This is a genomic window from Chitinophaga niabensis (genome assembly GCF_900129465.1).
GTDB lineage: Bacteria > Bacteroidota > Bacteroidia > Chitinophagales > Chitinophagaceae > Chitinophaga > Chitinophaga niabensis.
Map to the genome: position 1 here is coordinate 758,724 of NZ_FSRA01000001.1, position 12,471 is coordinate 771,194.

The following is a 12,471-nucleotide window of genomic DNA, read 5'->3' on the forward strand; positions in this document are numbered from 1 at the left end:
TTAAAAGGTTAGGTTTACGCCAAAGTTGTAACCCTTTGAAAGAGGGTACTGGAATCCGTTTCCATCCGTGATCTCAGGATCAAAACTTTTAAGATAACTGTTGCAGATCACCAGCGGATTGAAAAGGTTCACATAACACCTGAACCTTGAAACGCCCAGGAACCTCAAAACGCTGTTTGGTAATCTGTATCCTATTTCCATATTCTTTAAACGGGCATAGGTGGCATCCACCCGCTGGATATCACTCTCCAGGCGATTGGCGCCATTGTCAGAATCCAGCCTGCGTGTAGAAGGAAATCTTCCTGGTATCCATGCACTGTTAGGATCGTAGATATCCGCCTGGTGCCAGCGGTCGTAATAGATAGCGGGAGAGTTGGCGGCATCCAGTGCAAGCACCTGGCCTAAAACTTCGCTATAGCGTAATGAATACATACCGGCACCCTGCCAGAGCATGTTGAAATCCAGGCCTCTCCAGCTGGCGTTGATATTAAGCCCGAAGCCAAGTTTCGGCTGGCCGTTCCAGAAGATGGGCATCATATCTTTTCCATTGATCACACCATCGCCGTTTACGTCTTCGTGTATATAGTCGCCGGGTAATGTTCTCGAATTGCCGTAAGAAGTTGTTTCGATCACACCATTGCGTATGGCATCATAGTTCTGGTATTGCCCGGTAACCTGGTAGCCCCAGCCAATGTCCTGCCAGCGGTCTGCGGCTCCGTTCCTCCAACGATCGTAGCTGCTGCGGAATGGGGCTCTTTCCAGGTACAGCATTTGTGTACGGCCAACATACATGTTACCGGATACGCCGTATTCAAACTCGCCTATCTTGTTCTTATGCCCGATGCTCATTTCAAAACCATCTGTGCGGTCGCTGTTCAGGTTTTCCTGTGGTAGGGCTGCACCGAAGGTATTGGGTAAGGCTTGTGCCCGGGTGGCCAGCAGGCCGGTCCTGTTCCTGCGGAAGAGGTCGAATGTAAAGTCTAGTTTACCATTCCATAAACTAACGTCAATACCTATATCTGCTGTTTTGGAAGTGGTCCATGTAAGGTTGGCGTTCAACAGTCCTGCGTTGGTATATCCACTGATAAATTTATCGCCGAGCACATAACCATTATAACTCGTATAACCCGGAACAAACTGGAAGGGATTACCTGCATCCTGTGCGGTAGTACCATAGGAGCCTCTCAGTTTCAGATCTGTAATAACCCGGGTATTGTTTTTCAGGAAAGGTTCTTCAGATATCCGCCAACCTCCTGATATCACAGGGAAAAAGCCCCATCGTTTATCCGGTGCATACCGGTATGATCCATCTTCCCTGAAGGCGAACTCAAGCAGGTACTTGCTCCTGTAATCATAATTGAACCTCCCGATGAATGATGCATATTTGAACACCCCGGTATTACCGCCTGCCTGCTGATTGGTCACCGGGGCCCGGTCTATATTATCGATGGTGAACAGATCGCCTTCATAAAAACGTTTACCGCTCAGGTAACGCGTGTTATCCTGGCGTGCCTCAGCAACCAGTACTACACCAACATTATGATGCTGTGCAATTTGTTTGTTATAGAGGATATGGCCCTGGAAGTTCAGGCGTGTTGTAGTTCCCGCTTCTTCCTGGATACTGGGATCGTAGTTGTTGTAAGGGGTATAGCTATCTGTGGTAGCAGAGTAGATGTAGTTAATAGCCCTTTTCTGCACACGTGTTCTGATCGTGGTCTTCCCATCGTATGCTCCCTGGAACCTCAGTTGCAGGCCCTCTACATTAGGAACATTAATGGTCATGGCAAGAAAGGATTGAAAGAATTTATCCCTCCATTCCCCATAACCAAAAATATCGCGCTGAGAGAACTGCAGCGGGTTATCACTGAATGTACGCGGGCGATTATAATACAGCGGGTTATTATTTGCATATACGCCCTCTGAAGGTATCAGTCCGTGTGCTGCTTTATTCAGATAGAAGAACGCATCATCCCATGTACCCGGTTGTTTGCGGTAATCTGTAAATCCGTAAAGGTTCAGTTCCACCTTTACATATTTATTAGGCTGGAAGGTAGTACCGTTCCTGAACGAGTATTTATTGTAACCGATATCTCCGCTTCTGAGCAAGCCATTATCAGTCATATAGCCAATGTTGGTATAGGTAGAGATCTTATCTGTGCCGCCTTCTATGGTGATATTATGCTGATGCTGGAAGGCTACCTGTTGAAAAACTTCTTTGTACCAGTTGGTATAGGGGAGCGCCTGTGCTTCTGCCAATGCCTGCTTTGAAGAAAAGTAAGGTGTTCCTGTAGAGTTAAAGGCATCTTCATTCCTGATCTCCCAGTACTGACTTACATCCATCATCTTTGTATGCTGTGTAGGTCTTGTAACGCCTGCCAGCCCGCTGTAAGAAACACGCAGCGGACCTTTGGTGCCTGACTTTGTTTTTACGAGGATAACGCCATTGCTGGAGTTGATCCCGTATATCGCAGCAGATGCGTCTTTCAGTACCGTGATACTTTCAATATCCTCCGGGTTGAGCTTCTGGAACTCTGTAGGTTCGTTGCGCACCACCCCATCAATTACAAACATAGGTGTACCCATGCCGCGTATATTGATATTGGTGCTAAATCCTCCCGGTGTACCATTGTTCTGGCGGATCTGCAATCCCGGTACTTTACCTGCCAGCGCAACGGCAAGGGAAGGAGCACGGGTGGTAATGATATCTTTGTTGGAGATGCTGCTGATAGATCCGGTGAGGCTGAGTTTCCGCAATCTTCCGTATCCTACTACCACCACTTCATTGAGGGCTTCGTCCGTAGCTTCCAGCATAACACGAAGGCCTTGCCCGGTACTCACCTCTACTGTTTTCATCCCTACATAGGTTACCACAATAACGGCGATGTTATCCGGTACGCTGAAAGAGAATTTTCCCTGCAGATCTGTAGTGGTACCAAGTTTGGTGCCTTTGGCCGTGACGGTGGCACCTGGTATGGGTTCACCTTTCTGATCCACTACAACACCCTCTACTTTTTTGTCTTGCGGAGGTGGTTCTGCTTTCTGTTTGATCAGCACTGTTGTATTGTGGATCTCAAATGTTAGCGGCTGATCTGTTAAACAGAGCCTGAGAGCTTCCGCCAATGGTTTGCGGGTTACCTGCAAGGTTACAGGAGTCGCCTTTTTTAGTTCTTCGGATACATAGAGAAAGTCGTAGCCGGTTTGTTTTTTGAGCATGTTAAATACTTTGGCGAGGGGAGCATTCCTGATGTTCAGGCTTACTTCCTGGGCCTCTGCCTCCGCCCTTGGCTGAAAGAAACCGATCAGCAACATGAGTGTAGAAAGTTTCATGGCAAGCTAGGTTTTATATAATAGAAATCCGGTCCGGCGGTGAAGCCGGTTAGTTAATTGTAAATACAGTAAGTATGCTGAGAGAAGAGTATGTTACATTAAAACAGTCACCTTGTTATTATTTATACTGAAGCGCATGCCGCTCAGTGATTCAAGATGTTTCAATAATTCTTCCAATCCTTTGGAGCGGGAGTAGGTGCCTCCGAACTTCATAGGATTAGGCTTTCCTTCATAACTTATTTCAAGATTGTACCACCGTGCCAGGTTTCTCATAATAGACCGTATATCCTGGTCTTCAAAAAGGAAGTTCCCCTGCAGCCAGGCAAGCGCCTGGTCTGTATCAACGTCCTTTTTCTGCATTTGGTTGTTGCCCGAAAAGATGGTGGCTTGCTGGCCGGGCCTGAGACTTACCATGCCGTTCGGGCCTGTTACATTTACACCTCCTTCCACCAGTGTAGTGGATACCTGGTCTTCATCCTCATAGGCGGAAATATTAAAGCTGGTGCCGGTAGCAAGGACCTCTGCTTCGCCGGCCCTGACCCTGAAAGGCTGTTCACTGTTTTTAGCCACATCAAAATAAGCTTCCCCCGAGAGTGTTACCACGCGTTCCTTACCTGTAAATGCAGTGGGCCAGGTAAGGCTTGTGGCGGAATTAAGCCACACTACGGTGCCATCCGGTAACGTGATCCGGTATTGACCTCCGCGTGGAATGCTAAGCGTATTATTGCGATTTTGGAAGGGCGGATCTGCTGCTTCATATAATAATTGTCCGTTGGCAAGCTTGGATACTTTAATACCTCCTTTATTGAACAACATGCCGGTATCCGCATCGTCAAGTGTGATCTCAGAGCCATCAGATAACGTTAGCCGTGCAGCTTTACTGCCCGGTTTAACTGCTTTCTCTGTATAGTATCGTTTTACCTCTTTATCAGCACCGTTCATGCGGAAGATCCAGACCGCGGCCATGCAGCACAGCAGGAGAGAGGCTGCTACTGCCATCTTTCTTAACGTGAATATCCCGGTGTTCCTTTTCTCCGGCTTCTTTTTAAAGATCTGATCTTCAATATGAGTACGCATCAGCCGCTGCACCAGCAAACGCTCTTCCTCACTGCTCCATCGCCAGCCGGAAGAGGCCTGTCTTTCTGCAAACCATTTTTCAAGCAATGCTTTTTGCTCCGGGCTGCAGGCACCGGCTTCGTATTGCTTTAAAAGGGCTGTTATTTCTTCTTTACCGATCATCAGATCAACGTGGTTCAGTAGTAAGTGTCAGAATAAGGAAGTTGGTAGTAGATGGAATGAAAAATAATTTTTCTCAGAGGCTTTTCAGCAATATTAACAGCAGTAGGGCAGAGGGAAGATCTCCTTCCATTTTAAGACGGATGAGTTTCAATGAGTTACTGATCTGTTTTTTTACCGTTTTATCGGAGATATTCAGCCTGGCAGCTATCTCCCGGTAGGAAAGCCGCTGTTCACGGCTTAACAGGAAAACCTCCCTCATTTTAGGAGGAAGGTTTGCCACTTCGGTATTAATAATAGATTGCAATTCACCATGGATCATTAGTTCCTCCGGACTTTCATCATGCGCCTGTAAAAAATTCAGGAGAGAGGACAGGTAGTCCCTTTTCCGGATATTCATCCGGATATACCGCAGCGCTTTATACCGGGCAATAGAAAAAATATACGCTTTGAAAGACTGCACATTACCCAGGGAGGTGCGTTGCTGCCATACGGTAATAAAAGTATCCTGCACAATATCCATACTGTCTTCCTTATCCTGCAGTACATGCATTACATAGCCGAAAAGCGGCTCCCAGTAACGGTCGTACAGCTCAGAAAAAGCCTTTTCATCTCCTGAGGACAGGAATTGAATGAACCCAGTTTCTTCAACCGAACACATGAAATTGATATGTTTTTTTTAAACGTGGATGATGGAGGTCAAAGTAAATTAGGACAATTTTTTGATAGATGCAAGAAGAGGGCATTAAAGCCGGTGTTGTAACACGCTATTCAGGTATAATTATTTATTCCTTTTAGCATAATCTGTTGGCGTCATGCCGAATTGTTTAAGGAAAAGTTTGGCAAAATTGGCCTGTGATTGAAATCCTACTTCATCGGCTATTTCAAAGATCTTATAATTGCCCGAAATCAGTAATTCTGCCGCCTTTTTAAGCCGGGTGGTATTGATCAGTTCATGCGGCGTCATGTTGGAAATACCGCTGATCTTCCGGTAGAGCGTAGCCCGGCTCATGTTCATATATTTGGCCAGTTTCTCAACATCCAGGTCAATGTCCTGTATCTGGCTCCTGATAGCCTGGTTTAATTGCTCAAGGAAGGTTTGGTCAGATTTCGAGTGCGCAATGCTGGTGATATCAGCGGATGGGGATTGGAAAAAATGCTGCGTTATCCTGGCTCGGTTGTTAAACAGGTTGGTGATCTGCACCCGCAGATGTTCCGGAGAAAAAGGTTTGTCTATATAGGCATCTGCACCCATATCCAGCCCTTCTATCCTGGATTGCAGCATGTTTTTAGCCGTAAGGAGTATAACCGGGATATGGCTGTAAGAAACTGTATTCTTAATATTGCGGCAAAGTTCAAACCCGTCCATTTCCGGCATCATCACGTCACTTATAACCAGGTCTATTGATTCGGTTAATAATGTTGTTAGTGCTGATTTTCCATTGGATGCGGTGTAGATAGTGTAATTTTCTTCCAGTTCTTCCGTCAGGAATTCAAGAACATCCGCATCATCATCTACCAGCAAAATCTTATATTTCATGGGACGAGATTAAGTTATCTGTAGATATTATCAAAGGTATTTTTAGAATAAATACATTTTTACTGGTAACATCTTCTGAAATATAAAGTGTGCCTCCATGTAATTCTGCCAGGGACCGGGATAATGGCAGTCCGATACCTGTTCCTTCCTGGTGCTGGTTTTCACTCAGCCGGAAAAAGGGTTCAAAGATCTTCTCCTTTTTGCTGGCAGGGATAATATAACCATCATTCGAAAATTCGATAATAAAGTATTCAGTGGTTGGCTGCTGCAACCTGATCTTAACGGAGTGCTGTGAATATTTGATGGCATTGCTGAACAGGTTGCTCAGGATCTTATGGAGGGCTTCTTCATCTACATAAGCATGTAAAGCGGGAAGCGGCTGCAGTGAAAATGAAATATGTTTTTGTTCTGCAAGTGGTTTAAAGCTGAAAAATATATCCTCCAGTAATTTACTGACATCTATTTTCCGGAAGGTGAGGCTAAATCCTTTTGCTTCTGTTTTCCGGAAATCAAGCAGCTGATTGGTGAGATTGACTAACCTGTTGGTGCTTTTCTCCATTCTTGCCAGGTTCTTGGCGATAGCGGGAATATGGATGGCCTGTTTGATCACTTTTTCCAACGGGCCCTTAATAAGCGTGAGAGGAGATCTTATCTCGTGTGCAATATTGGTAAGGAAATTCATTTTTGCCTGGTAGATCTCTATATTTCGTTCATGTTCTATTTGCAGCAACCTTATCCGTTTCTTTTCCTGGATACGCTTATAATAGAAGCGGGCTATGTAATACACGATAGCTGCAATGGTGAGTGTGTAGAAAAGATAAGCCCATATACTGGCCCAAAAGGGAGGAGATATTTTAATGGTAACGGCTACCGGTTCCCCCCATTTCCCATTATTACCGGCAGCTTTTACGGCAAAGGTGTAAGTACCGGGGGAAAGATCCGTAAAATAGGCCTTGTTACTTTTGGTATTTATCCAGTTGTTATCCAGCCCTTCCATGGTGTAAGCATATTGCGTCATGGTAGGAGCTGTATAGCTCAGCGCAGCAAAATCAATACTGAAAGAAGCCTCATTGTAGGCAAGTTCTATTTCAGGAGTGATCATCACGAACCTCGTTTGCCCTGGTTTACTGGGTGTTTCCTTACTGCTGATCCGGAAATCGGTAATGTACAGCGGAGGAGTAAATGTATCTCGGATAAAAGACCTGGGATTAAAGCTGATCATTCCCCTCACACTGCCAAAGTACATATTCCCCTCCTTGTCTTTATAACCCGAGTTGTAATTGAACTGGTCATTTAACAGGCCATGGGCCTGCGTAAACAATTGAAGGGTTTCTTTTTCCGGATCAAAACAAACCAGCCCCCGGCTGGTACTTACCCATAGTTTATATTGTTCATCCTCCAGGATTTTAAAGATATAATCACTTGGCCAGCCTGTTTTTGTGGTGTAACGGGTGAACTTGTTCTGTTTCCGGTCGAGCCTGCATATACCACCTCCTTCGGTGGCAACCCATAGAACACCTTTGCTGTCTTCAAAAGTACTATTCACCATATTACTGCCAATGCTTGATCTGTTGAGCGGATCATACCTGTATTGCCCCCTTGATGCGGATGCGCTGTTGTAATGTAATAACCCCTGGCCATGAGTGGCTATCCAAACTGTACCATCGCTGCTTTGCATCACATTATGAATGTTGTAGTTTTCCAACACCTCTTTCACATTGGTGAAATTTTCAGTAGCAGTATCATATTGCATCAGATCAGCCTGGCTGCCTATGAGGATCTCCCCGGATTGTGCCCGGATGATGGAAAGGATGAAATTATAGTTCAGGTTGCAGTTTGCTTTTGTATACTTTTTAATGACCTTTCCGGTATTGATATTCATTATATCTATTCCGTGATGGAACAAGCCTATCCATAGCTCGTTACCTTTAGCCAGCAGGCCATGAACATTAGAATGTGAAATATCCCCCGGTTTTCCGCCGGGCAGGTAATGAGTTATATTCCCGGTTTTGGGATTAAGCTTATTTAATCCATTGTCCTCCGTACCTATCCAGAGGTTGCCGTATTTATCCTGCGTTATTTCACGCACGGCATTGCCACTCAGCGTACGGGGATTATTATTGGGAAAGTATTTATGGAATGGGGCATATTGTTTGGGGAAGTAATTGATACCACCAAAGAAAGTTCCCGCCCATAAACCACCTTCCTTATCCTTACAAACTGTGTATATAGAATTATCAGATAGTGAATAAGGGTCGTTATAGTCTTTTTTAAGATTTGTATAGGTGTTTTTATCCAGGTCATATACATAAATACCTGATTCTGCCGCTACCCAGTATTCATTGTCATTTATCTGCACAAAGTCCCTTACATAAACGGGTGTTTTATCTGAATTACTAAGTAATGCATCTTTATAGGTACCTGTTGTTATGTCAAATATTTTTATTCCCTGTGTTGTTGTGCCCAGTAATAACTTTCCATTCCTGCAATCGAGGATAGTATTGATGATCTTTATCTCTGTAGGATGGGAATGGGAGAAAATATCAAAGGAGGTCAGCGTGCCTTTACCAGGGTCATAACATTTCAGTAGCTCGTTTGCCGTATACCAAAGCTGGTCTCCGGAATCAATACAAAGAGATGTAATGGTCTCCTGGCTGCCGCTGAAGACCGGGATTGCGCGGTTAAGCTGTTCATTATATTGGTATATCCTTTCACCTATCAGGAACCAGATATTGCCCTTGCTGTCTGATTTTATGGACCATATAACAGCTGCAATGTTGGAGGCTGGCAGTAAACGAAATTTTTCAGTTTCGGGTTGATAAAGGTATATACCGTTATCCGTTCCTATCCACAACCGCTTTTTATTGTCTTCGAATAAGCAGCGTATAAAGTTGTTTCCTATGGAGGTGGAGTCTTCAGCGTTGTTCCTGAAAATTTTAAAGGAGGTGCCATCAAACCTGTTTAGCCCGTCCTTTGTACCAAACCACATGAATCCCTTGCTATCCTGGTAGGCACACCATACTGTATTGTGCGAGAGCCCGTCTTCAACCTGGTAGTGGCGGAAAGTATATTGTTGAGAAGATGCTTTAAAGATACCACAGAGCATCATCCCCAGTAGAAAAAGCAGACGCATTCTCATGAAGGCATATTTCATGCGTAAGTTAAAGGTTTAAGCCGATTAAGTAAAATGAGACAAATAAACAAAGTATTGAGACATATTGTTTTCTGTAAGAGGTATTTTATAGGTTCCTTTAGGTAGGAATTTGTATGTAGAAGTTTTAATAGTTGTCATTATCTAAAATAACAATCCACGCTGTTATGAAAAAACTTTACTTGTCTGCTATCCCACATAGCAGATGTAAACAATTGTTTCCACTAATTTCCTTTGCCACTTTTAAACGGATCACGGTACTGCTGATCTTCCTGCTTTCTTCATTTGTTGCTTTTTCACAGGTGACTATCTCAGGTAAGGTAACGGATAGCACCGGTACTGCATTGCCTGGCGCTACTGTTTTAGAGAAAGGCACCACAAAAATGGCACTCACCAATGGAGAAGGGAATTTTACAATTAACGTTAGTAGTGACAAGGCTATCCTGGTAATTAGCTTTGTTGGTTTTCAGACGATTGAAAAGCCAGCTGCTAACGGCGTAATTACCCTGAAGCAGCTTGAAAGCAAACTGGAGGACTTTGTAGTTGTAGGTTATGGCGCGCAGCGGAAAAAAGACCTTACCGGCGCTGTATCTGTTGTTAAAGCGGAGGATATTCAAAAGCGGCAGGTTACAACGGTTGCTGAAGCATTACAGGGGCAGGCCTCTGGTATAAAGGTGCGTGCGGCAGGTCAGCCGGGTTCTGAGGCACAGATCCAGATCCGGGGTTTGAAAAACCTCTCAGATGCCAATCCCTTATATGTAATTGATGGGTTGATCACTAACGCCAACCGGGACTTTAACCCGGACGACATCGAATCCCTTCAGATCCTGAAAGATGCGTCTGCGGCTGCCATCTATGGATCGAGGGCAGCAAACGGAGTGATCATCATCACCACAAAAAAGGGTAAGAATGGACCTATGAAAGTGGAAGTTTCCGCAAAGGCCGCTACCCAAACAATACCCCGTTATAAGCTGGCCGATACAAACGAGTTTACCAAACTAAACTACATGGCATATGATAATGCCGGTGTGCCCAGGCAGAACCTCCAGGTGCAGAACAATACAGACTGGCAGGATGTGGCTTTCCGCACCGGTAATATGCAGGATTATAACGCCAGTTTTTCCGGTGGCAGCAACAATGGGAGTTACCTGGTATCAGCCGGGTATTTTGACAATAAAGGCACCGTGATCGGTACTAACTTTAACCGGCTTAGCCTCAGGGTAAATACGCAGGGAAAGAAAGGGATCTTTACAATAGGGGAAAACCTGGCCATCAGTTATGGTAAAGCAAAGGAAATGCAGGGGAATCCCATCGTGGATGTGGTACGTTTACTGCCCACCATACCTGTGTACGATCCTGCAAATCCGGGAGGTTACGGATATGGAAACGAATCCAGTGCCCGTACATTTGGAACAAATCCCCTGGCGATCGCCAATCTCCAGAATACTACAAATGCCAACCTGCGCATAAGGGGGAACCTGTTCTCTGAATTGCAGATACTGCCCTCCCTGAAGTATCGCCTGAACCTGGGGCTTGAAACCAGTAACGATCACTACAAATTTATCAGGAAGGTGGGTAACTGGACGCTTAATCAACCTATTGATCCCTCCAGGCTGATCGAGAACCGGGCGCAGTATTTTTCAGGCCTGATAGAGAACACCCTGAACTTCAATAAAACATTTGACAAACACACCATAAATATAATAGCAGGCCAGTCGTACCAGCGCACGAACTATGAACTGATCGGCGGAAGCAAACTTAACATGTTGTACAATCCAAGTACAGGGCAGTATTACGACATCCTGGACCAGGGTAACTCTGCTTTAGCCAATGGTTACAGATTGCGCACAGACCTGATATCCTATTTTGGGAGGCTGGAATATAGTTATGCGGACAAATACCTGTTAAATGCCGTTGTTCGTAATGACGCCTCTTCAAAATTTGGCCCTTCTTATAACACCAAAACCTTCCCCTCCGTTTCAGGAGCATGGAGGATCAGCAAAGAAGACTTCTTTTCTTCTTCCTTCATAAACGACCTTAAGGTGAGGGCCAGTTATGGTACCCTGGGTAGCAATAACATTAATGAGTATGAATACCAGGCCATCATCAATACATTTTCTACGGTTGTTTTTGGCCCCGGTCAGGCACAACAGCCTGGTGCTACACAGGTACAGCTGGCTAACTCAGATCTGCGCTGGGAAGTCTTAACACAACAGAACTATGGTGTGGATGCAGGTTTCCTGGATAACAGGTTAACAGTAACGGCGGAATACTTTATCACCAATACCAAAGATGTACTGTTAAACTATCCCATATTGCTCACTACCGGAAATGATGGCGGCAATCCCCGGGTGAATGGCGTTACCCTTGCTAACCGCGGCTTTGAGTTAAGCGCGAATTACCGGGAAGACCGTACGGCTTTTAAGTATGGCATCGGTTTAAATGTTACCAGGTTGAAAAATGAAGTAGTGGACCTGGGCTATGGGAAAAATAAAACTTTTGTAGGTAATACCGTTACACAACAAGGGCAGCCCATTGGTATGTGGTATGTATTGGAAACAGACGGTTTGTTTCAAACCCAGGCTGAGGTAGATAATTACAAGAATAAAAATGGCGTGGTGATCCAGCCTTCTGCCAAACCTGGTGATATACGCTTTAAAGACAATAATGGAGACGGGCAGATCACCAATGATGATAAAGCCATTGTAGGCAGCCCATGGCCTAAACTTGAAATGGGGCTTAATTTCAATGCCGCTTACAAAGGATTTGAGTTCACCATGGACTGGTTCGCTTCATTTGGTGCCAAAGTATTTAACGGCCCCCGTAGCGTAACAGACCGGTTTGACGATAACTCCAATTACAGGAAAGGCATTCAGCCATGGACACCTGAAAATCCCAATACAAGCACCCCCAGGGCTTATTATGGGACCACGCTGAATTCAAGAGGAGATATAGACAGATGGCTGGAGAATGGAAGTTTTGCCCGTATGAAGTACATCGGCCTGTCATACAGACTTCCATCAACAGTTGTTAAAAGGATCGGTTTTGCCGATGCGCAGGTTTCCGTATCAGGACAAAATTTAATCACCATTACCAAATACACAGGTCTTGATCCCGAGTTTAGCAATACCAGCATTTTCGAAAAGGGATTTGATTATGGAGCTTTCCCTAATCTCAGAACATTTACCGTTGGTATCAATTTTGGATTTTAAAATAA

6 protein-coding genes are annotated in these 12,471 nt (G+C 44.8%); 1 reads left to right on the plus strand and 5 read right to left on the minus strand.

The window, feature by feature from the left end; genetic code table 11:
• The 5 genes from BUR42_RS02955 to BUR42_RS02970 form a co-directional block, all read right to left on the minus strand.
• The gene (locus BUR42_RS02955; protein WP_084185321.1) at positions 1-3,327 is read right to left on the minus strand and encodes a TonB-dependent receptor; all 3,327 of its coding nucleotides are present in this window, start codon (positions 3,325-3,327) and stop codon (positions 1-3) included.
• Between the two features lie 93 nt (positions 3,328-3,420).
• Positions 3,421-4,566 (minus strand): FecR family protein, encoded by a 1,146-nt coding sequence (locus tag BUR42_RS02960; RefSeq protein WP_074237713.1) that lies wholly within the window; start codon positions 4,564-4,566, stop codon positions 3,421-3,423.
• Between the two features lie 73 nt (positions 4,567-4,639).
• Positions 4,640-5,224 carry an RNA polymerase sigma factor gene (locus BUR42_RS02965; protein ID WP_074237715.1) on the minus strand — a complete coding sequence of 195 codons (585 nt, stop codon included), beginning with the start codon at positions 5,222-5,224 and terminating at the stop codon, positions 4,640-4,642.
• A 120-nt stretch (positions 5,225-5,344) separates the two neighbouring features.
• Positions 5,345-6,103, minus strand: coding sequence for a response regulator transcription factor (locus tag BUR42_RS29340; protein WP_084185323.1), 759 nt, complete (start codon positions 6,101-6,103; stop codon positions 5,345-5,347).
• The gene (locus BUR42_RS02970; protein ID WP_159442203.1) at positions 6,093-9,242 is read right to left on the minus strand and encodes a ligand-binding sensor domain-containing protein; all 3,150 of its coding nucleotides are present in this window, start codon (positions 9,240-9,242) and stop codon (positions 6,093-6,095) included. Before BUR42_RS02970 ends, BUR42_RS29340 begins: the two co-directional genes overlap by 11 nt.
• Before the next feature lie 179 nt (positions 9,243-9,421).
• Between BUR42_RS02970 and BUR42_RS02975 the strand changes: the two genes are divergently transcribed.
• Entirely contained in the window at positions 9,422-12,466 is a 3,045-nt protein-coding gene (locus BUR42_RS02975; protein WP_084185327.1) for a SusC/RagA family TonB-linked outer membrane protein, read from the plus strand.
• The last annotated feature ends 5 nt before the right edge of the window (positions 12,467-12,471 follow it).